The sequence below is a fragment of the Pseudomonas kitaguniensis genome (assembly GCF_049199985.1).
Taxonomy (GTDB): Bacteria; Pseudomonadota; Gammaproteobacteria; order Pseudomonadales; family Pseudomonadaceae; genus Aquipseudomonas; species Aquipseudomonas kitaguniensis.
Genome location: NZ_JBLZPT010000002.1, coordinates 325,913 through 350,601, shown reverse-complemented (window position 1 = coordinate 350,601; position 24,689 = coordinate 325,913). Strand labels below are relative to the sequence as shown.

Genomic DNA, 24,689 nt, shown 5'->3' with positions numbered 1-24,689 from the left:
GTCAACAGGTGTTGGGCGAGTTTAACGCGACGGCGCGTGTTTACCCCGACACGCAAACCCTTCACGCGGTATTCGAAGCACGTGTCGCCGCCACGCCGGATGCGCTGGCGGTTGTGCATGGCGAGCAGTCTGTGAGCTATGCGCAGTTGAACCTGCGCGCCAACCAACTGGCGCATCACCTGATCAGTTTGGGCGTGGTCCCCGGTGACAGCGTGGCGATCTTGCTGGAACGTTCCGTGGATTTGCTGGTGAGTCAGTTGGCGATCAGCAAGTGCGCAGCGGTTTACGTGCCGCTGGATGTCAACGCGCCCGCCGAGCGTCAGGGCTTCATGATTCAGGACAGCGGCGCGCACTGGTTACTCACGGCGACGTCGATTGAGGTGCCCGAGGGCGCCCATCGTCTGGATCTGGATACGCTGGACCTTGGCCACGCAGCCGGTCAAAACCCGGCGCTTGAACAGTCAGCTGAAACACCGGCGTACATCATGTACACCTCCGGCTCCACCGGCACGCCGAAAGGCGTGCTGGTGCCGCACCGTGCAATCACGCGGCTGGTAATCAACAACGGTTACGCCGAGTTCAACCAACACGACCGTGTAGCCTTCGCCTCGAACCCGGCGTTTGACGCCAGCACGCTCGACGTGTGGGCGCCGCTGCTGAATGGCGGCACGGTCATCGTCGTCGATCATGACGTGCTGCTGTCGCAACAGGCATTTGCCGATTTGCTCAGTGTTGAAGCAGTCAATGTGCTGTGGATGACCGCTGGCCTGTTTCATCAATACGCTGAGGGTTTGTTACCGATTTTCTCGGCACTGCGCTACTTGATTGTGGGCGGCGACGTGCTGGACCCAAGCGTGATCGCCCGGGTGCTCAAAGACGGCGCACCGCAACACCTGCTCAACGGCTACGGCCCGACCGAAGCCACTACGTTCTCGACTACCTATGAAATCACGCGGGCAGACGAGGGCAGCATTCCTATCGGGCGCCCGGTCGGCAACAGCCGCGCCTACGTGCTGGATGCGCGCCAACAACCCGTGCCGGTGGGCGTCACCGGCGAGCTGTATATCGGCGGCCAAGGCGTAGCGTTGGGCTACTTGAACCGTGCGGACCTCACCGCAGAGAAATTCCTCGTCGACCCGTTCAGCGCCGCTGGCCTGATGTACCGCACTGGCGACCTGGTAGCCTGGCGTGCCGACGGCACCTTGCAGTACCAGGGACGCAACGACCAGCAAGTAAAAATCCGTGGTTTCCGCATCGAACTCGGTGAAATCGAAACCCTGCTGGGCGAACACTCGCAGGTCAAGGACGTGGTGGTACTGGCGCGTGAAGACGAGCCAGGAAACAAGCGTTTGGTGGCGTATTTCACTGAACGCGATGCGGTTGCAATCGAAGCACTGCGCGACCATTTGCAAGCGCAGTTGCCGGATTACATGGTGCCGGCCGCGTATGTACGCCTGAACAGCCTGCCGCTGACCAACAACGGCAAAGTCGACCGCAAGGCGCTGCCGCTGCCGGATCAAGACGCGCTACTCAGCCGTGGTTATGAAGCGCCACAAGGTGAAGTGGAAACCCTGCTGGCGCAGATTTGGGCCGACCTGCTCAAGGTTGAGCAAGTCGGGCGCCACGACAACTTCTTTGAACTGGGCGGCCACTCGTTGCTCTCCGTGAGCCTGATCGAGCGCATGCGTCAGGCCTGCCTCAGCGCCGACGTGCGGGTGTTGTTCAGCCAACCCACCCTGGCGGCCCTCGCGGCGGCGGTCGGCAGTGGCCGTGAAGTAACAGTGCCAGCCAACCTGATTACGCCTGAGTGCCAGCGCATCACGCCCGAGCTGTTGCCGCTGATCAGCCTGGACCAGGCAGCCATCGAGCATATCGTTGCGCAAATACCCGGCGGCGTGGCCAACGTGCAGGATATTTACGCGCTGGCGCCGTTGCAGGAAGGCATTCTCTACCACCACATCACCGCCGATCAGGGCGACCCGTACCTGCTGCAATCGCAGATGGCGTTCGACAGTCTTGAGCGTTTGCAACAGTTTGTTCAGGCGTTGCAAGGCGTGGTCGACCGTCACGACATCCTGCGCACCGCCATCGTCTGGGAAGGGCTGAGCACCCCGGCGCAAGTGGTAGTGCGCAGCGCCAGGTTGCCGGTGGAGGAGGTCAGCCTTGACCCGGCTGACGGCGACATTTTGCGCCAACTGCACGCGCGCTTTGATGCGCGGCACTACCGCCTGGATGTCAGCCAGGCACCGTTGATGCGCATGGCCTATGCCGTTGATGAGCGCAACGCGCGCACGGTGGCGGTGCTGTTGTTCCACCACATGGCGCTGGACCACACCGCACTGGAGGTGGTCAGTTGGGAAATGGCCGCCAGCCTGTTGGGTTCGACCGAACCGCTGGCGCCTGCGGTGCCTTACCGCAACTACGTGGCCCAAACACGCCTTGGGGCTGTCGAGCAGGAACACGAAGCGTTCTTTCGCGAGATGCTCGGCGACATCGATGAGCCGACGCTGCCGTTCGGTTTGCAGAATGTGCAGAGCGACGGCAACAGCGTGGCGGAAGTCACCCAAACCCTGCCGGCCGACGTGAGCCTGCGCCTGCGGGCGGCGGCGCGCACCCTCGGTGTCAGCGTGGCGAGCCTGTTCCACCTGGCCTATGCACGTGTGTTGGGCGCTGTGTCGGGCAAGCACAACGTGGTGTTCGGCACGGTATTGGTGGGGCGCATGCAGGGCGGCGAAGGGGCCGACCGCGCGCTGGGGATGTTCATCAATACCTTGCCGCTGCGCGTCGACCTCGATCAACACAGCGTGCGCGAGGGCGTGCGTGCTACCCACGCGCGCTTGTCGGCATTGCTCGGGCATGAGCATGCATCACTCTCGCTCGCGCAGCGCTGCAGTGGCGTGGTCGCGCCGTCGCCGCTGTTCAGTGCGATGCTCAATTATCGTCACAGCGCCAGTGACGGCGTGATGCACCAGACCCGTGATGCGTGGGTGGGCATCGAAACGCTGGCCAGCGAAGAACGCACCAACTACCCGCTGGCCCTGAACGTGGATGACCAAGGCGACAGCTTCCGCTTGAACGTACAGGCCGTCGCGGTGGATGCCCAGCGTGTGCTGAACTATGTGCAACAGGCCTTGCAAAACCTGGTGCACGCGCTGGAACACGCGCCGCACAGCGCGTTGCAGCAATTGGCGGTGCTACCGGCCGCAGAGCGCGAAACCCTGCTGGCGGGGTTCAACGACACCGCCCGCGATTACCCGCTGCAACAGACCCTGCACGGCCTGTTTGAGGCGCAGGTTTTACGCACGCCGGACGCCGTCGCGGTGTCGGCGGGCGCGCAACACCTGACTTATCGGCAGCTTAACGAACGCGCCAACCAGCTCGCCCATCACCTGCGCGAACACGGCGTACAGCCGGATTCACGCGTGGCGATCTGCGTCGAGCGCAGCCATCGGATGGTCACGGGCTTGCTGGCGATTCTCAAGGCGGGCGGCAGCTACGTGCCGCTGGACCCGGCCTATCCGCCGGAACGCCTGACCTACATGCTCGAAGACAGCGCCCCGGCGGTGGTGCTGTTGGAGGGTGCCACGCGTGATGTGCTCGGTGACATCGGCGTGCCGGTGGTGGACCTGGATTACGTCACGTGGCAGCACCATCTTGCCAGTAACCCGAGGGTTGCCGAGTTGCGCCCGCAACACGCGGCCTACGTCATCTACACCTCAGGTTCCACCGGCAAGCCCAAGGGCGTGATCAACGAACACAGCGCGGTGGTCAACCGCCTGCTGTGGATGCAGGAAGCGTACGGCCTGAATGCCAGCGATACAGTGCTGCAGAAAACCCCGTTCAGCTTCGACGTGTCGGTGTGGGAGTTCTTCTGGCCGCTGTTCACCGGCGCGCGCTTGGTCATGGCGCGCCCTGAAGGCCACAAAGACCCGGCTTACCTGTGCGAGATCATCGAGGCCGAACGCGTCACCACGCTGCACTTTGTGCCGTCGATGCTCGACGTGTTCCTGGCCCACGGTGATGTCAGCCAGGCCGCCGGGCTGTTGCGCGTAATGTGCAGCGGCGAGGCGTTGCCGGGCAGTGTGGTACGCCGCTTCAAGCAGCAATTGCCGGCCAGCGGCCTGTTCAACCTTTATGGCCCCACCGAAGCAGCGGTCGACGTCAGCGCCTGGGATTGCAGCGGGCCGCTCACGCCGGACAACACGCCAATCGGCAAAGCCATCGCGAATACCCAACTGTACGTGCTGGATGAACACCTGCAACCGGTGCCGCTGGGCGTCAGCGGCGAGCTGTTTATTGGCGGCGTGCAGGTTGCCCGTGGCTACCTGAACCGTCCCGAGCTGACCGCCGAACGCTTCCTCGACGACCCGTTCAGCACTGGCCGCCTGTACCGCACCGGTGACGTGGCGCGCTTCCTGCCCGACGGCAACATTGAATACCTGGGCCGTAACGACGACCAAGTGAAGATCCGTGGCTTGCGCATCGAGCTGGGGGAAATCCAGGCGCGCCTCGGCGAATTCCCGCAGGTCAAGGAAGCCACAGTGCTCGCCCGCGAAGACGTGCCGGGCGACAAGCGCCTGGTGGCGTACTACACCGGCGAACCGGCCGAGACTGCGGCGCTGCGTGCGCACCTGCTGGCGCAATTGCCCGACTACATGGTGCCGCAGGTGTTCGTGCACCTGGCGGCGCTGCCGTTGAGCCCCAACGGCAAGCTCGACCGCAAGGCACTGCCGGCGCCGGACATGGCGGCGTTGAGCGGCCGTGAATATGAGGCGCCGGTGGGTGACACCGAAATCTCGCTGGCCACGCTGTGGGCCGAATTGTTGAACGTTGACCGGGTTGGCCGGCATGACCATTTCTTTGAACTGGGCGGCCACTCATTGCTGGCCGTCAGCCTGATCGGGCGGTTACGCCAGGAAGGCATCGATGCGAACGTCAAGGCGCTGTTCGAGCAACCCACGCTCTGGGAATACGCCGAAATTACAGAAAGAATGGAGATGGTCCTGTGAGTGTTCTCGAACTGTTGGCGACATTGAAAGAAAAAGACGTACAGCTTTCGGTCAAGGGTGATCAACTCGTTGTGCAGGGCAACAAGCAGGCGCTGAAGGAGCCCGCCGTGCTGGCGTCACTGCGTGAGCACAAAGCCGCATTGATCGCACTGATCAATGCCGGTGAGTACCACGCCGAACGCGCAGGCCAGGTCAGCATACCGCCTAACCTGATCCCCGCTGACTGCACGCACATCACCCCGGACATGCTGCCACTGGCGACGCTGGATCAACCGAGCATCGAGCGCATCGTCGCGAGCATCCCCGGCGGTGCCGCCAACGTGCAGGACATCTACCCGCTGGCGCCGCTGCAATCGGGCATCTTGTTCCATCACCTGTCCGCGCAGCAGGGCGACCCGTACGTGCTGCAGTGCATGATCGGCATGCACAACCGCGAGTGCCTGGAAGACTTCAACCAGGCCTTGCAGCACGTGATTGATCGGCATGATGCGTTTCGCACTGCGGTGCTCTGGGACGGGCTGCCAGAACCCCAGCAAGTGGTGTTGCGCCACGCCCGCCTGGCGGTTGAAGAGGTGGCGCTGGACCCGGCCGATGGCGATATTCGCGAGCAATTGGAACAGCGTTTCGACACCCGGCATTACCGCCTCGACATCAGCCAGGCCCCGCTGATTCGCATTGCCTGCGCGCAAGACCCGGCCAACGGTCGCTGGCTGGCCTTGCTGATGCTTCATCACATTATTTCCGACCACGCCGCGTTGGCGGTGCTGCAGCATGAAATCCAGCAGTACCTGATGGGCCAGGCTGCGCAACTCGGCAAGCCGGTGCCGTATCGCAACTACGTGGCCCAGGCGCGCCTGGGTGTCAGCGAAGCGCAGCATGAAGCGTTTTTCCGCGAGATGCTCGGCGACGTCGACGTGCCGACACTGCCGTTGGGGCTGGCAGACGTGCAGGGCGATGGCAACGTGCTGCAAGAAGCCTCGTTGGCAGTGCCGGCAGCGCTGGGCGTGCGCCTGCGCGCTCAGGCCCGGCAGCAAGGGGTGAGCACCGCCAGCCTGTGTCACCTGGCGTGGGCGCAGGTGCTGGCGGCGGTGACCGGCAACCAGCGGGTGGTGTTCGGCACGGTGTTCCTCGGGCGGATGGACAGCGGCGAAGGCGCCGAGCATGCCCTCGGCATGCTGATCAACACCCTGCCGCTGCGCGTCGACATCGCCGAGCAAACTGCACAGGCCGCCGTCAAGGCAACCCATGCCCGGCTGACGGCCTTGCTTGGGCATGAACACGCGCCGCTGGTACTGGCACAACGTTGCAGCGCGGTCGCCGCGCCACAACCGCTATTCAGTGCGTTGCTCAACTATCGGCACAGCGCGGCGGCCGCGGCCACCGAGCAGGCACAGAGCGCCTGGCGCGGCATCGAGTTTTTCCACACCGAAGAGCGCACCAACTACCCGCTGACCCTGAGTGTCGATGAACTCAGCGACGGCTTTAGCTTCACCGTGCTGGCACTGCCGATGCTCGGCGCGCAACGTTTCTGTGCGTACATGCACACCGCCCTTGAGCATCTGGTGCAAGCGCTGGAGCAGGGCGCGGCAGTGCCTGTCAACCAACTGCCGGTGTTGCCTGCGGCTGAGCGTCAACAGGTGCTCGAAGGGTTTAACCAGACCCAGGCCGACTACCCGCGCGGGCTGACCATCCACCAGCGTATCGAGCAGCAAGTGCTGCGTAACCCGCAGGCGCTCGCGGTGGTGTATGACGGGCAGGCGCTGTCGTATGCCGAACTCAACCAACACGCCAACCATTTGGCGTACCAACTGATCGAGCTCGGCGTGCAGCCGGATGACCGCGTGGCGATTTGCGCGCGGCGCAGCCTCGAAACACTGGTCGGTCTGGTCGCCATTCTCAAGGCCGGCGCCGCCTATGTGCCGGTCGACCCGGCGCACCCGCTGGACCGCATCGGCTATCTGCTCGAAGACAGCGCCCCGGTTGCGGTGCTGGTACAGCCTGATCTGGCCGAGCGTTTGCCGACCTTGCAGGTGCCGGTGCTGCCACTCGACAGCCGCCTGTTGCAACACGAGGCGCTGCACAACCCGCACATCACCGACCTGACCCCGGCGCACCTGGCGTATGTGATTTACACCTCAGGCTCCACCGGCCTGCCCAAGGGCGTGATGGTCGAGCACCAGACCCTGGAAAACCTGGTGAACTGGCATTGCGCAGCGTTTGCCCTGGAGCCGGGCAGCCACACCTCCAGCGTCGCCGGTTTCGGCTTCGACGCCATGGCCTGGGAAGTCTGGCCGGCACTGTGCGCAGGCGCAACGCTGCACTTGCCACCGGCTGCGCAAGGCAACGAAGACATTGATGCCTTACTCGCTTGGTGGCTGGCCCAGCCGCTGGACGTGAGCTTTTTGCCGACGCCGGTGGCCGAGTACGCCTTCAGCCAGAACCTGCAGCACCCGACCCTCAAGACCTTGCTGATCGGCGGCGATCGCCTGCGCCAATTCAGCCAGGCGCAGCGTTTTACCCTGGTCAACAACTACGGCCCGACCGAAGCCACGGTGGTCGCGACTTCCGGCGTGATCGAAGCCGGGCACACCTTGCACATCGGCAAACCGGTGGCCAACGCGCAGGCCTACCTGCTCGATGCGCAACTCAAACCGGTGCCGTTGGGCGTGGCCGGCGAGCTGTATGTCGGCGGCGCCGGCGTGGCGCGCGGTTACCTGAACCGCGCCGAAATGACCGCCGAACGCTTCCTCGACGACCCGTTCAGCAGCGCGCCGAACGCGCGCATGTACCGCACCGGTGACCTCGCGCGTTGGCTGCCGGACGGCAGCCTGGACTACCTGGGGCGTAACGACGACCAGGTGAAAATCCGTGGCGTGCGTATCGAACTCGGCGAAATCGAGACCTGCCTGGGCGCACACCCCGAGGTCAAGGAAGCGGTGGTACTGGCCCGCGACGGGCGACTGATCGCCTACTTCACCGAGCGCACCGCGCTGAACATCGAGGCCCTGCGCAGCTATCTGCAGGCGCAACTGCCGGACTACATGGTGCCGGCCGCCTACGTGCGCCTGGGCAGCCTGCCGCTGACCGCCAACGGCAAGCTGGACCGCAAGGCGCTGCCGGAACCCGACCAGGAAGCACTGCTCAGCCGTGATTATGTGGCACCGCTGGGCGAGGTCGAAACCGCCTTGGCGCAGCTCTGGGCCGAGGTGCTCAAGGTTGAGCGCGTGGGGCGCCACGACCACTTCTTCGAACTGGGCGGGCATTCACTGTTGGCGGTGAGCCTGGTCAGCCGCATGCGCCAGGCGGGCTTGAACGCCGACGTGCGTGTGCTGTTCAGCCAACCGACGCTGGCAGCTTTGGCTGCGGCCGTTGGCCAAGGCCGCGAAGTCACGGTAGAACCGAACCGTATTCAACCCGGCTGCCAACGCATTACCCCGTCGTTGCTGTCGTTGATCACACTGGACCAGGCGAGTATCGACCGGGTTGTCGACACGGTTCCGGGCGGTGCCGCCAACGTGCAGGAGATCTACCCGCTGGCACCGTTGCAGGAAGGCATTCTTTACCACCACCTCAGCGCCGAGCAGGGCGACCCGTACCTGTTGCAAGCGCGTTTCAGCTTTGCCGACGCGCAACGTTTGCAGGTGTTTGTGCAGGCCTTGCAAGCCGTGATTGACCGGCATGACATCCTGCGCACGGCAATTGTGCTGGAAGGCCTCGAATCACCCGTGCAAGTGGTTTGGCGCAAGGCCGAGCTGGGCGTGCAAAGCGTGCCGCTGGACCCGGCTGATGGCGACGTGCTGGCGCAACTGGAGCAGCGTTTCGGGGCGCGTAACCATCGCCTGGCGCTGGCCAAGGCGCCGCTGATGCACCTGGTGTATGCCGAGGACCCGGCCAACCAGCGTATCGCGGCGATCCTGTTGTTCCACCACATTGCCCTGGACCATACCGCGCTGGACGTGGTGAGCCAGGAAATGCAGGCCTACCTGTTGGACCCGAGCGCTGAACTGGCGGAGCCGGTGCCGTACCGCAATTACGTGGCGCAGGCGCGTTTGGGCGTCAGCGAGCAGGAGCACGAGGCGTTCTTCCGCGACGTATTGGGCGACATCGAAGAACCGACCTTGCCGTTCGGCCTGCAAGATGTGCAGGGCGACGCGCAGGCTATCGAAGAGGCGCACCTGGCGATTGACCCGCAACTGAACCGGCGCCTGCGCAGCCAGTTGCGTCACTTGGGCGTGAGTGCCGCCAGCGTGTTTCACTTGGCCTGGGCGCAGGTCCTGGCCGGTGTGACCGGCAAGCAAAATGTGGTGTTCGGCACCGTGTTGATGGGCCGTATGCTTGGCGGTGAAGGCGCTGAGCGCGCGTTGGGCATGTTCATCAATACCTTGCCGTTGCGCATTGATGTGGACAGCCGCGATGCCCGTGCAGGTGTGCGCCAGACCCATGCGCGCCTCAGCGCATTGCTCGGCCATGAGCATGCGTCGCTGGCGCTGGCGCAACGTTGCAGCCAGGTGGCGGCGCCGTTGCCGCTGTTCAGTGCGTTGCTCAACTACCGTCATAGCCACGCCGGCAACCCCTCGACGCCGGCGCTGCAAGCCTGGCAAGGCATGCAAGGGCTCGGCGGCGAAGAGCGCACCAACTACCCGCTGACCTTGAACGTTGACGAGTGGGGCGACGGTTTCAGCCTGACGGTGCTGACCCTTGCACAGGTCGGCGCGCAACGCGTGTGCGGGTTTGTGCAGCAGGCGCTGGAACAGTTAGTGCAGGCGTTGGAGCAAGCGTGCAATACGCCGCTGCACTCACTGGCGATATTGCCTGCGGATGAGCGCGCGCAGGTCGTGGAGGGTTTTAATGCCACGGCTCGGGAGTTTCCGGCAGCGAAGACCGTGCACGCGATTTTCGAAGCAATCGCGAGCGCACAACCGGCGGCACTGGCCGCTGTGCAGGGCGAGCAACGCGTGGCCTACGCCGAGCTGAATACGCGGGCCAACCAGTTGGCGCATCACTTGATCGGCCTCGGTGTGCTACCGGGCGACAGCGTGGCGATTTTGCTCGAGCGTTCCGTGGATTTGCTGGTGAGCCAACTGGCGATCAGCAAGTGCGCAGCGGTTTACGTGCCGCTGGACGTCAACGCGCCCGCCGACCGTCAAGGCTTTATGATTCAGGACAGCGGCGCGCATTGGTTACTCACGGCGACGTCGATTGAGGTGCCCGAGGGCGCCCATCGCCTGGACTTGGATACGCTGGATGTTACCCGTCAGCCCGGCCACAACCCGGCGCTTGAGCAGTCAGTCGAGACAGCGGCATACATCATGTACACCTCCGGCTCCACTGGCACGCCCAAAGGCGTGCTGGTCCCGCACCGTGCAATCACGCGGCTGGTAATCAACAACGGCTACGCCGAGTTCAACCAACATGACCGCGTAGCCTTCGCTTCAAATCCGGCGTTCGACGCCAGCACCCTGGACGTATGGGCACCGCTGCTGAATGGCGGCGCGGTCATCGTCGTCGATCATGACGTGCTGCTGTCGCAACAGACATTTGCCGATTTGCTCAGTGTTGAAGCAGTCAATGTGCTGTGGATGACCGCTGGCCTGTTTCATCAATACGCCGAGGGTCTGTTGCCGATTTTCGCCAAGCTGCGCTACTTGATCGTGGGCGGCGACGTACTCGACCCGAGCGTGATCGCGCGGGTGCTCAAAGACGGCGCACCGCAACACTTGCTCAACGGCTACGGCCCGACCGAAGCCACTACGTTCTCGACCACCTATGAAATCAAACGGGCAGACGAGGGCAGCATTCCGATTGGCCGCCCGGTCGGCAACAGCCGCGCCTACGTGCTGGATGCGCGCCAACAACCCGTGCCGGTGGGCGTCACCGGCGAGCTGTATATCGGCGGCCAAGGCGTAGCGTTGGGCTATTTGAACCGTGCAGACCTCACGGCAGAGAAATTCCTCGCCGACCCGTTCAGCAACGCTGGCCTGATGTACCGCACTGGCGACCTGGTAGCCTGGCGTGCCGACGGCACCTTGCAGTACCAAGGGCGTAACGACCAGCAAGTAAAGATCCGTGGTTTCCGCATCGAACTCGGTGAAATCGAAACCCTGCTGGGCGAACACCCGCAGGTCAAAGACGTGGTGGTACTGGCGCGTGAAGACGAGCCAGGAAACAAACGTTTGGTGGCGTATTTCACCGAGCGTGCCAACGTTGAAATCGAAGCACTGCGCGACCATCTGCAAGCGCAGTTGCCGGATTACATGGTGCCCGCCGCCTATGTGCGCCTGGACAACCTGCCGCTGACCAACAACGGCAAGGTCGACCGCAAGGCGCTGCCGCTGCCGGACCAGGACGCGCTGCTCAGTCGTGGTTATGAAGCGCCACAAGGTGAAGTTGAAAACGTTCTGGCAAAAATTTGGGCGGACGTACTCAAGATCGAGCGAATCGGTCGTCACGACAACTTCTTCGAACTCGGCGGCCATTCGTTGCTGGCGGTTAATCTGATCGAACGCATGCGCCAGGCCAGCCTCAGCGCCGACGTGCGCGTGCTGTTCCGCCAACCCACACTGGCAGCCCTCGCGGCGGCGGTCGGCAGCGGCCGCGAAGTGACGGTGCCGGCCAACCTGATTACGCCTGAGTGCCAGCGCATCACCCCCGAGCTGTTGCCGCTGGTCAGCCTGGACCAGGCGAGCATTGAGCATATCGTCGCGCAAGTACCCGGCGGTGCAGCGAATGTGCAGGATATTTACCCGTTGGCGCCGTTGCAGGAAGGCGTGCTCTACCACCACATCCGTGCCGAAAGCGGCGACCCGTACCTGCTGCAATCGAGCTATGGCTTTGACAACCTTGAGCGTTTCCAGGCATTTGCCGAGGTGCTGCAGGCGGTAATCGACCGCCACGACATCTTGCGCACCAGCCTGGTCTGGGAAGGCCTGCAAAACCCGGTGCAAGTGGTCTGGCGCAAGGCCCGCCTGGCGGTCCAGGAAATGCTGCCCGACAGCTCGGGCGCGGACGTCGTGACGCAGTTACGCGAGCGCTTTGATGCGCGTCATTATCGCCTCGACCTGACCCAGGCGCCGCTGATGCGCATCCACTACGCCCACGACCAAGCCAACCAGCGTGTGGTTGCGTTGCTGATGTTCCATCACCTGGTCATGGACCACACCGCGTTGGACGTGGTGCAACAGGAAATGCGCCTGTTCCTGCTCGGGCAAGCACAGCAACTGGGCCAGGCGGTGCCGTACCGCAATTACGTGGCGCAGGCGCGGTTGGGCAGCACGGACGCGGAGCATGAGCGGTTCTTTAGCGAGATGCTCGGCGATATCGATGAACCCACCTTGCCGTTCGGTATGCAGGACGTGCAGGGCGATGGGCATGGCGTAGGCGAAGCCACGCACTTGTTGGAGGTCGGCTTGAGCCTGCGTCTGCGAGAGCAAGCGCGCCTGGCAGGCGTGAGTGCCGCCAGCCTGTTTCACCTGGCCTGGGCGCGGGTGCTGGGCAGCTTGTCGGCCCGCCAGCACGTGGTGTTCGGCACCGTGTTGCTGGGCCGCATGCAAGGCGGTGAAGGCGCCGACCGCGCGTTGGGGATGTTTATCAACACCTTGCCGCTGCGCGTGGATGTTGATGCCGCCAGCGCGCGTTCAGCGGTCAAGTCCACGCATGCGCGCCTCACGGCGTTGCTCGGGCACGAGCATGCTTCGCTGGCATTGGCCCAGCGTTGCAGCGGCGTGCCGGCCAGCACGCCGTTGTTCAGCGCGTTGCTCAACTACCGGCACAGCGCCGTGGCGGACGCCGCCGCTGCAACGGACGAGGCGTGGCACGGCATGTACTTTTTGCATGCCGAGGAGCGCACCAACTACCCGATCACGCTGAGCGTGGATGACTTGGGTGAGCAATTTAATCTCAGTGCGTTGGTGGTGTCGCCAATCGGTGCCCAACGGATGTGCGACTATCTGCTGACCACGGTGGAGCAGTTGGTGCAGGCACTTGAACAGGCGCCGAATACGCCGCTGGACCAATTGGCCGTGTTGCCGGCGGCGGAAAGCCAACAAGTGCTGGGCGAATTTAATGCGACGGCGCGTGTTTACCCCGATACGCAAGCTATTCATGCGGTATTCGAGGCGCGTGTCGCCGCCACGCCGGATGCGCTGGCGGTTGTGCATGGCGAGCAGTCTGTGAGCTATGCGCAGTTGAACCTGCGCGCCAACCAACTGGCGCATCACCTGATCGGTTTGGGCGTAGTGCCGGGCGACAGCGTGGCGATTTTGCTGGAGCGCTCTGTCGATTTGCTGGTGAGTCAGTTGGCAATCAGCAAGTGTGCAGCGGTGTATGTGCCCTTGGACGTCAACGCGCCTGCCGAGCGTCAGGGCTTCATGATTCAGGACAGCGCGGCGCACTGGTTACTCACGGCGACGTCTATTGACGCACCCGAGGGTGCCCGTCGTCTGGACCTGGATACTCTGGACCTTGGCCACTCGCCTGATCACAACCCGGCAATCGAGCAGTCAGCCGAGACAGCGGCGTACATCATGTACACCTCAGGCTCCACTGGCACGCCGAAAGGCGTATTGGTGCCTCACCGTGCAATCACGCGGCTGGTGATCAACAACGGTTACGCCGAGTTCAACCAACACGACCGCGTAGCCTTCGCTTCGAACCCGGCGTTCGACGCCAGCACGCTCGACGTGTGGGCGCCGCTGCTGAATGGCGGCACGGTCATCGTCGTCGATCATGACGTGCTGCTGTCGCAACAGGCATTTGCCGATTTGCTCAGTGTTGAAGCAGTCAATGTGCTGTGGATGACCGCTGGCCTGTTTCATCAATACGCCGAGGGTTTGTTACCGATTTTCGCGACACTGCGTTACCTGATTGTCGGTGGCGACGTACTCGACCCGAGCGTGATCGCGCGGGTGCTCAAAGACGGCGCACCGCAACACTTGCTCAACGGCTACGGCCCGACCGAAGCCACTACGTTCTCGACCACCTATGAAATCAAACGGGCAGACGAGGGCAGCATTCCTATCGGGCGCCCGGTCGGCAACAGCCGCGCCTACGTGCTGGATTCTCGCCAACAACCCGTGCCGGTGGGCGTCACCGGCGAGCTGTATATCGGCGGCCAAGGCGTAGCGTTGGGCTACTTGAACCGTGCGGACCTCACCGCAGAGAAATTCCTCGCCGACCCGTTCAGCAACGCTGGCCTGATGTACCGTACTGGCGACCTGGTAGCGTGGCGGGCCGACGGCACCTTGCAGTACCAGGGGCGTAACGACCAGCAAGTAAAGATCCGTGGTTTCCGCATCGAACTGGGCGAGATCGAAACCCTGCTGGGCGAACACCCGCAGGTCAAGGACGTAGTGGTACTGGCGCGTGAAGACGAGCCAGGAAACAAACGTTTGGTGGCGTATTTCACCGAGCGTGCCAACGTTGAAATCGAAGCACTGCGCGACCATCTGCAAGCGCAGTTGCCGGATTACATGGTGCCCGCCGCGTATGTACGCCTGAACAGCCTGCCGCTGACCAACAACGGCAAGGTCGACCGCAAGGCGCTGCCGCTGCCGGATCAAGACGCGCTGCTCAGCCGTGGTTACGAAGCGCCACAAGGTGAAGTTGAAAACGTTCTGGCAAAAATTTGGGCGGACGTACTCAAGATCGAGCAAGTCGGTCGTCACGACAACTTCTTCGAACTCGGCGGCCATTCGCTGCTGGCGGTCAACCTGATCGAACGCATGCGCCAGGCCAACCTCAGCGCCGACGTGCGCGTGCTATTCAGCCAACCCACCCTGGCGGCACTCGCGGCGGCGGTCGGCAGTGGCCGTGAAGTCACGGTGCCGGCCAACCTGATTACACCTGAGTGCCAGCGCATCACGCCCGAGCTGTTGCCGCTGGCGGACCTTGATCAATTGGCCATCGACCGCATCGTTGCAACGGTGCCGGGCGGCGTGGCCAATGTGCAGGACATCTACGCGCTGGCGCCGTTGCAGGAAGGCATCCTCTACCACCACATCACGGCGGAGCAGGGCGACCCGTACCTGTTGCAGTCGCAACTGGAATTCGACAGCGTTGAGCGCGTGCAGGACTTCGCCCAAGCCTTGCAACACGTGGTCAACCGCCATGACATCCTGCGTACCGGCGTGGTCTGGGAAGACCTGGCCAGCCCGGCGCAGGTGGTGTGGCGCGAGGCACGTTTGCCGGTGGAAGAGGTCAACCTCAACCCGGCTGACGGCGACATTCTGGGCCAGTTGCACGCGCGTTTCGATGCGCGGCATTACCGCCTGAATGTCAGCCAGGCGCCGCTGATTCGCCTGGTGTATGCCGAGGACGCGGCCAACCAACGCGTGGTGGCGATCCTGTTGTTCCATCACTTGGCACTCGACCATACCGCGCTGGAAGTGGTGAGCGAAGAAATGCAGGCCAGCCTGCTCGGGTTAACCGAGCCGCTGGCGGCGCCGATTCCATACCGCAACTACGTGGCGCAGGCGCGTTTGGGCCTCAGTGAGCAAGAGCACGAGGCGTTTTTCAGCGACATGCTCGGCGACATTGATGAGCCGACGCTGCCGTTCGGTTTGCAGGATGTACAAGAAGAAGGGCATGCCATTCGTGAGGCGTCGTTTACCCTAGACGCCGGGTTGAGCCTGCGCCTGCGGGCTCGGTCGCGCCAGTTGGGGGTCAGCGCGGCCAGCCTGTTCCATCTGGCGTGGGCCAAGGTGCTCGGGAGTATTGCCGACTCACGCAAGGTGGTGTTCGGCACCGTGCTGATGGGCCGTATGCAGGGCGGCGATGGCGCTGATCGCGCGCTGGGCATGTTCATCAATACCCTGCCACTGCGCGTCGACATCGATGGCCTGGGCGTGCAAGCCGCCGTCAAGGCGACCCATGCACGCTTGACTGGCCTGCTCGGCCACGAACACGCGTCGCTGGCGTTGGTGCAGCGTTGCAGCGGGGTGGCGCAATCGACGCCGCTGTTCAGTGCGCTGCTCAACTATCGGCATAGCCCGGCGACGGATACGCCGATCAGCGACGACGTCGCGCAGGCATGGCGCGGCATGCGCTTTCTGACGTCCGAGGAGCGCACCAACTACCCGATAAGCCTGAGTGTGAATGACTTGGGGACGGGCTTCAGCCTCGATGCCTTGACGGTCGCCTCTGTCGATCCGCAACAGGTCTGCGGTTATCTGGTCACACTTATCGAGCAACTGGTGGATGCGCTGGAGCACGCGCCACAGCGCTCGCTGGACAGCCTGTCGATTCTGTCACCGGCACAAACCCGCCAACTGTTGGTGGATTTCAACGCCAGCGACGCCGACTACCCGCGTGACACCAGCGTGGTGCAGATGATGGAGGCGCACGCGCGTCAAACGCCGCACGCCATCGCGCTGGTGCTGGGTGACCACGCCGTCAGCTATGCCGAACTGAATCAGCACGCCAACCAGATTGCTCATCACCTGCAAAGCCTCGGCGCCACGGCCGACACGCGTATTGCGATCTGCATGGAGCGCAGCCCGCAGATGATTGTCGGGTTGCTCGGCATCCTCAAATCGGGTGCCTGCTACGTGCCGCTCGACCCTGAGTACCCGGCGCAGCGCCTCGCGTTTGCGCTGGAAGACAGCCAGCCGCTGGCGGTGCTGGTGCATGCGCCGACCCGCGCGGTGCTGGCGGGCAGCGCGATTGCGCTGGTTGACGTGGACGCTGAGCATTTGCTGAATCAGCCGACTCACAACCCGGCGCCGGTGGCAGGCCCGAACGACCTCGCGTACGTGATCTTCACTTCCGGTTCCACCGGCCGCCCCAAAGGCGTGATGGTCGAACACGGCTCGCTGGTCAACCACATCGCCTGGCAGGCCCGCACCTTTGGTTTTGATGCCAACGAGCGAATCTTGCAGCGCACCTCGGTGGCCTTCGATGCGTCGGTCTGGGAGATCTGGACCCCGCTGGCCATCGGCGCGCGCCTGGTGCTGTTGCCGGCGCACGCTTCAAGGGATGTCGAGCAAATGGCGCGCACGCTGGTCGAACAGCAGGTCAGCGTCGCGCAGTTTGTGCCGAGCCTGTTGCGCCTGTTGGTGCAACTGCCAGCGCCTGCGGTGCAGTGCCGTTACCTGTTCAGCGGCGGTGAAGCGCTGGAACCGCAACTGGCGATGCAGGCCCGCGCGCTGACTACTCACGGCATCGTCAACCTGTACGGGCCCACCGAGGCGACCATCGACAGCACGTCATGGACCTGCGATGGCAACGCTGTGGTCGAATCGGTGCCGATTGGCAAGCCGATCGCCAACGCGCGTGCCTATGTACTCGACAGCCGCTTGCAGCCAGTGGCGATTGGCGTTGCCGGTGAGCTGTACATCGGCGGCGCCGGTGTCGCACGCGGGTACCTGGGGCGTGATGACCTGACGGCCGAACGTTTCCTGCCGGACCCGTTCAGCGGTAGCGGGCGCCTGTACAAGACCGGCGACCTGGTGCGCTACCTGGCTGACGGCACGCTGGAATACCTGGGGCGCAATGACGACCAGGTCAAGCTGCGTGGCTTGCGCATCGAGCTGGGTGAAATCGAAGTGCGCCTGGCGGCGCATCCGAGCGTGCAAGAGGCCGTGGTGCTGGTGCGCGACGAGCGTCTGGTCGCCTATTGCACGCCACGCGAGGCGCAGGTTCAGATTGATGTTGAAGCGCTGCGCGAGCATGTGCAGCAGCATCTGCCGGCCTACATGGTGCCGCAGGCTTATGTGGTTCTTGCTGAGTTGCCACTCAGCCCCAACGGCAAGCTGGACCGCAAGGCATTGCCGGAGCCGGGCATGCAGTCGGTGATCAGCCGGGGTTATGAAGCACCCATAGGTGAGGTCGAAACACGGCTGGCGAACATCTGGGCCGAGGTGCTCAAGGTTGAACAAGTCGGTCGGCATGATCACTTCTTCGAGCTGGGCGGGCATTCGCTGTTGGCGGTCGGCCTGATCGGGCGCATGCGCCAGGCAGGCCTGAGCGCCGACATTCGCGTGCTGTTCAACCAGCCGACGCTGGCAGCGCTGGCGGCGGCCGTGGGCAGCGGGCGCGAGGTCGCGGTGCCGGCGAACGCCATTCCGCAGGGCTGCACGCACATCACGCCGAACCTGCTGCCGCTGGTGACGCTGGACCAGCCGAGCATCGACCGCATCGTCGCGACCGTTGCGGGCGGGGCGGCCAACGTGCAAGACATTTACCCGTTGGCGCCGCTGCAAGAGGGCATTCTTTACCACCATATCAGCGCCGAAGAAGGCGACCTTTACATCCAGCAAGGGCAATTCGCCTTTGCCAACCTTGAGCGCATGCAGTGCTTCGCGCAGGCGTTGCAGCAGGTGATCGACCGCCACGACGTATTGCGTACCGGGTTTGTCTGGGAAGGCCTGGAACACCCGGTGCAAGTGGTGTGGCGCAAGGCTCAAATGCAGGTTCGGGCGCTGCACCTTGACCCGCGCGACGGTGATATTGCCGAGCAACTGGCGGCGCAGGTTGACCCGCGCCGCCACCGCCTGGATGTCAGCCGCGCGCCGCTGATGCAGTTGGTCTACGCCGAGGACGAGGCTGGCCAGCGCGTGGTCGCCACGCTGTTGTTCCACCACACGATCATGGACCACATGGCCATGGACGTGGTGTGGCGTGAGATGCAAGCCTTCCTGATGGGCGAGGGCGACACGCTGAGTGCGTCGGTGCCGTATCGCAACTATGTGGTGCAAACGCGCCTCGCCAGCCGTGAGCAGGAACACGAGGTGTTTTTCCGGGACATGCTCGGCGACATCGACGAGCCGACGCTGCCGTTTGCGCTGCGCGATGTGCGCGCCGATGGTTACGACATCGATGAGGTCGATTTGGCCCTTGATACCGGCCTGAGCCAGCGCCTGCGGGCACTCACGCGAAAAAACGGGGTTACGCCTGCCAGCGTGTTTCATTTGGCCTGGGCCCGCGTGCTGGGGGTGGTTGCCAGCACCGAGCGGGTGGTCTTCGGCACGGTGATGATGGGCCGCTTGCAGGGCGGTGAAGGCGCCGACCGGGCGATTGGCATGTTCATTAACACCTTGCCGTTGCGCGTCGACATCTCACAGGTCGGGGTGCTGGACGCGGTCAAAACCACGCATGCGCGACTCTCGGGCTTGCTCGCTCACGAGCTGGCATCGTTGGCCCACGTGCAACGCTGCAGCGGCGTGCCGCAATCGATGCCGCTGTTCAGTGCATTGTTCAACTACCGGCATACGCCGACCGACAGCGCCGAGGTCAGTCAAGCGGTGGCGCAGGCGTGGCAAGGCATGCACATGTTGCAGTCGCGCGAGCGCTCCAACTACCCGCTGACCCTGAGCGTCAACGATTTGGGCGAGGCCTTCAGCCTGAGTGCACTGGCGCTGACCTCGATCGGTGCGCAACGTATCTGCGACTATGTGAACATCGTAGTCGAACAACTGGTCGAGGCGCTGGAACACGCGCCGCAGACGCCGATGAACAGCCTGTCGATCCTGCCCGCCAGCGAGCGCGAGCAACTGCTCGCAGGCTTCAACGACACGCGTTTTGACTACGCGCACGGCTTGACCATTCACCAGCGCTTCGAACTGCAAGTGGCGCTGTACCCGCATGCAATTGCAGCGGTCTATCAGGCGCAAAGCCTCACGTATACCGAGCTGAACCGGCAGGCCAACCAGTTGGCACACCAACTGATCGAACTCGGCGTGCGGCCCGATGACCGTGTCGCGATCTGTGCCCGGCGCAGCCTGGAAATGCTCGTCGGCCTGGTGGCGATTCTCAAGGCCGGTGCCGCGTACGTGCCGATCGACCCGGCGCACCCGGCGGAGCGCTTGAGTTACCTGCTCAGCGACAGCGCGCCGGTGGCCGTGTTGATCCAACCGGCGCTGGCCCAGCGCCTGCCGGCGGTGACGGTGCCGGTACTTGAGCTGGACAGCCGCCTGTGGCAAGGCCCGACGAAAGGCAACCCGCAAGTCTACGGGTTGACCCCTGCGAACCTCGCCTACGTGATCTACACCTCCGGCTCCACCGGCTTGCCCAAAGGCGTGATGGTGGAACACCAGACGCTGGAAAACCTGGTGGATTGGCACTGCGATGCGTTTGACCTGACGCACGCCAGCAACACCTCCAGCGTCGCCGGTTTTGGCTTCGACGCCATGGCGTGGGAAGTCTGGCCGACGCTGTGCTCGGGGGCAACGCTGTACCTGCCGCCGGCACAAGACGGCAGTGAAGACATCGATGCACTGCTTGAATGGTGGATGGCGCAGCCGCTGGACGTCAGCTTCCTGCCGACCCCGGTGGCCGAATATGCTTTCAGCCAGAACCTTGAGCACCCGACCCTCAAGACCTTGTTGATCGGCGGTGACCGCCTGCGTCAGTTCAACACGCCGCAGCGCTTTAACCTGGTCAACAACTACGGCCCGACCGAGGCCACGGTGGTTGCTACGTCCGGGCGGGTTGAGGCCGGCCAGGTATTGCACATCGGCAAGCCGGTGACCAATACCCAGGTGTACCTGCTTGATGAACATCAGCAGCCGGTGCCATTGGGTGTGGCGGGCGAGCTGTATGTGGCCGGCGCCGGGGTGGCACGTGGTTACCTGAACCGTGCGCAAATGACCGCCGAACGTTTCCTCAAGGACCCGTTCAGCAGCAACCCGGCTGCACGCATGTACCGCACCGGTGACTTGGCGCGCTGGCTGGCGGACGGCACCCTGGATTACCTGGGCCGTAACGACGACCAGGTAAAAATCCGTGGTGTGCGTATCGAACTCGGTGAAATCGAAACCCGCCTGGGCGAGCATGCGCAGGTGCGTGAAGCCGTGGTGCTGGCCCGTGAAGGGCGCTTGGTGGCTTACTTTACCGAGACTCAGCCGCTGGACATCGAGGTGCTGCGCAACTGGCTGCAAACGCAGTTGCCGGAGTACATGGTGCCGGCCGCCTATGTGCGCCTGGAAAGCCTGCCGCTGACCGCCAACGGCAAGCTCGACCGCAAGGCGTTGCCGGAGCCGGGGCTGGACGCGCTGCTCAGCCGTGGTTATGAAGCGCCGCGCGGCGAGGTGGAAACCACCCTGGCGCAGATATGGGCGGACGTGCTCAAGCTGGAACAGGTGGGCCGTCACGACAACTTCTTCGAGTTGGGCGGGCATTCGTTGCTGGCGGTCGGTTTGGTTGAGCGTATGCGCCAGGCCGGTTTGCAGGCTGACGTGCGCGTGCTGTTCAGCCAGCCAACCCTGGCAGCGCTGGCGGCTGCGGTGGGCGCCGACAACGAAGTGGCCGTACCGGCCAATCGCATTGCCCACGACTGCACGCAGATCACGCCGGACCTGTTGCCACTGGCCACACTGGATCAGGCGAGCATCGAGCGTATCGTCGCCAGCGTGCCGGGTGGCGTCGCCAACGTGCAGGACATTTATGCGCTGGCGCCGTTGCAGGAAGGCCTGTTGTACCACCACATCAGCGCCGAACACGGCGACCCGTACCAGCAACATGTGCTGTTCGCGTTTGACAGCCGCCAACGCTTCGACGCGTTCGCGCAGGCCTTGCAACAGGTCATCGCGCGTCACGACATATTGCGTACCGCGCTGTTCTGGGAGCAACTGGAAGCACCGGTGCAAGTGGTGTGGCGTGAGGCGCCGCTGGACGTGCAAGAGTTCGTCGCGCAACGCGGCGATGTGCTGGCGCAGTTGCGTGAACACTTCAGCCTTAACCGCCACCGTATGGACATCCGCCGCGCACCGATGATGCACCTCGGGTTTGCGCACGACCCGCAGCAGCAGCGCTGGGTCGGCATGCTGTCGTTTCACCACTTGGTCAACGACGCAACGTCGATGGGCGTGCTGGCGCAAGAAATCGAAGCGCACATGAGCGGGCACGAGCAGCAGCTCGGGGCGTCGGTGCCTTACCGCAACTACGTGGCACAGGCCCGCCAGGGCAAGGACCGCGCCGCCCATGAGGCGTTCTTCGGCGAGATGCTGGGCGATGTCGATGAACCGACCCTGCCGTTCGGGGTGCAACAGATCGACGCTGCGCACGATGCCAGCGAAGAGGCGGAGCACTGGTTGGGCGCGGCGTTCAGCCAGCGGTTGCGTCAGCAGGCGCGGCAGTTGGGCGTGAGTGCGGCCAGCCTGTATCACTGGGTTTGGGCGCAGGTGGTCGGCGCGGTGTCGGCCAGCGACGACGTGGTCTTCGGCACCGTGTTGCTCGGCCGCTTGCAGGCCGGTGACGGTGCGGATCGTTCGTTGGGCATGTTCATCAACACCTTGCCACTGCGCGTGCGCCTGGCGGACGAAAGCCTCAGCGCGGCGGTGAAACACACCCACGTGGCGTTGAGCCAATTGCTCGCGCACGAGCATGCCTCGCTGACCCTGGCGCAGCGTTGCAGTGGCGTGGCCGCACCGGCACCGTTGTTCAGCGCGTTGCTCAACTACCGTCACGGCTCGAACACGGTTAACGAAAGCCGGCGCGCCGCGTGGGAAGGCATTGAAATGCTCGGCGGCGAAGGGGTCGACAGTTATCCGTTGATCCTGTCGGTGGATGACGTGGGCGAGGACTTCCGGGTCAATGCCCTGGCACCGCGTTCGGTGGGCGCCCAGCGCGTGCTCGGGTATGTGTGCAACGTGCTGAACGGTTTGGTGGACGCGCTGGAGCAGGCACCGCATACGGCCACACGCCGCGTGTCGATTCTGCCGGCACACGAACGCCTGCAACTGGTGCAGACATTCAACGCGACGCAACGTGACTACCCAAGCAGCGAACCGCTGCACCGGGTGTTCGAGGCGCAGGCACAGGCTCGCCCGGACGCGCTGGCCGCGGTGCATGGCGAACAACGCGTCAGCTATGGCGAATTGAACGCGCGTGCCAACCGTCTGGCGCATCACTTGATCGGCCTTGGCGTCAAGCCAGGCGCGAGCGTTGCAGTGGCGCTGGCGCGTTCGATTGACCTGCTGGTCAGCCAACTGGCAATCAGCAAATGCGCGGCAGTGTATGTGCCGCTGGACATCAATGCGCCGGTTGAACGCCAAGCCTTTATGGTCAGCGACAGCGCGGCGGCGTTGCTGCTCAGCCACGCACATCAGACGCTGACGTTTGACGTGCCGCGCGTCGACCTGGATGGCCTGAACCTTGACCACCCGCCATTGCATAACCCGGCGCTTGAGCAAAGCGCCGAGACCGCGGCGTACATCATGTACACCTCTGGCTCCACCGGCACGCCCAAAGGCGTGCTGGTGCCACACCGGGCGATCACGCGGTTGGTGATCAACAACGGCTATGCCGAGTTCAATGCGCATGACCGTGTGGCGTTTGCATCTAACCCGGCGTTCGACGCGAGTACGCTGGAGGTGTGGGCGCCGCTGCTGAATGGCGGCGCCGTGGTGGTGGTCGATCAGCACGTGCTGTTGTCCCGCAGCGGTTTTGCCGAGCTGTTGCAGGCGCAATCGGTCAGCGTGTTGTGGATGACCGCAGGCTTGTTCCATCAATACGCCGAAGGGCTGTTGCCGGTGTTCGCGCAACTGCGCTACCTGATCGTCGGTGGCGACGTGCTCGACCCCAGCGTGATTGCGCGCGTGCTCAAGGAGGGCGCACCGCAGCACTTGCTCAACGGTTATGGCCCGACTGAGGCGACGACGTTCTCGACCACCCACCGGATTACGCGGGCGGACGAGGGCAGCATTCCTATCGGGCGGCCAGTTGGTAACAGCCGCGCCTACGTGCTGGATAACCATCAGCAACCGGTGCCGGTGGGTGTCACCGGCGAGCTGTATGTCGGTGGCCAGGGTGTTGCGCTGGGCTACTTGAACCGTGCCGAGCTGACGGCGCAGACGTTCCTCAGCGACCCGTTCAGTCACGGCGGCCTGATGTACCGCACCGGCGACCTGGTGGCGTGGCGCGCCGACGGTACGTTGCAGTACCAGGGGCGTAACGACCAGCAAGTGAAAATCCGCGGTTTCCGTATCGAGCTGGGTGAAATCGAAACCCGCCTGGCCGGTTGCCCAGGCGTCAAGGACGCCGTGGTCCTCGCGCGCCAGGACGCGCCGGGGCACAAGCGTCTGGTGGCCTACTTCACCGAGCGTGAGGCGCTGGACATCGAGGTGCTGCGCACGCGTCTGCAGGGGCAACTGCCGGAATACATGGTGCCTTCGGCCTATGTACGCCTGGACAGCCTGCCGCTGACCAACAACGGCAAGGTCGATCGCAAGGCCCTGCCGATGCCGGACCATGAGGCGTTGCTGAGCCGTGTTTACGAGGCGCCGCAAGGGCCGGTGGAAGTGGCATTGGCGCAGTTGTGGTCACAGGTACTCAAGGTGGATCAGGTGGGGCGGCATGACCACTTCTTTGAATTGGGTGGGCATTCATTGTTGGCCGTCAGCCTGGTGGAGCAGATGCGCAAGCAAGGCCTGGATGCCGACCTGCGCGTGCTGTTGGCGCAGCCGACGCTGGCCGGCATGGCAGCGGCGGTCGGCAAGGTAGAACACCTGGAGGTGCCGCAGTCGAGCGTGCCGACGCTCGAACGCAAACGCCGGATTTAATCAACGCGCCTGGCGGCCTTCGGGCCGACCAGGCGCTTTGCATTACCCAGGTACAGCGTCAAACCGCCACACACCAAGGCTCGCGTTTTGCCTGCGAACACCTTGCCCCCCCGCAGTTGTCCCTGCTTCCTATGACAGACACCTCCCCACCGATGTTTTAGTTTTCCTGCGCAGTGGGAAGCCCCAG

General features: G+C 63.8%; 2 protein-coding genes. Both read left to right on the top strand.

Annotated elements, in window-relative coordinates; all coding sequences use genetic code 11:
* The first annotated feature begins 8 nt into the window (after positions 1-8).
* Entirely contained in the window at positions 9-5,009 is a 5,001-nt protein-coding gene (locus tag ACOZK9_RS05325; protein ID WP_478372195.1) for an amino acid adenylation domain-containing protein, read from the top strand.
* Positions 5,006-24,502 carry an amino acid adenylation domain-containing protein gene (locus ACOZK9_RS05315; RefSeq protein ID WP_421555402.1) on the top strand — a complete coding sequence of 6,499 codons (19,497 nt, stop codon included), beginning with the start codon at positions 5,006-5,008 and terminating at the stop codon, positions 24,500-24,502. The genes ACOZK9_RS05325 and ACOZK9_RS05315 overlap by 4 nt, the downstream gene beginning before the upstream one ends.
* The last annotated feature ends 187 nt before the right edge of the window (positions 24,503-24,689 follow it).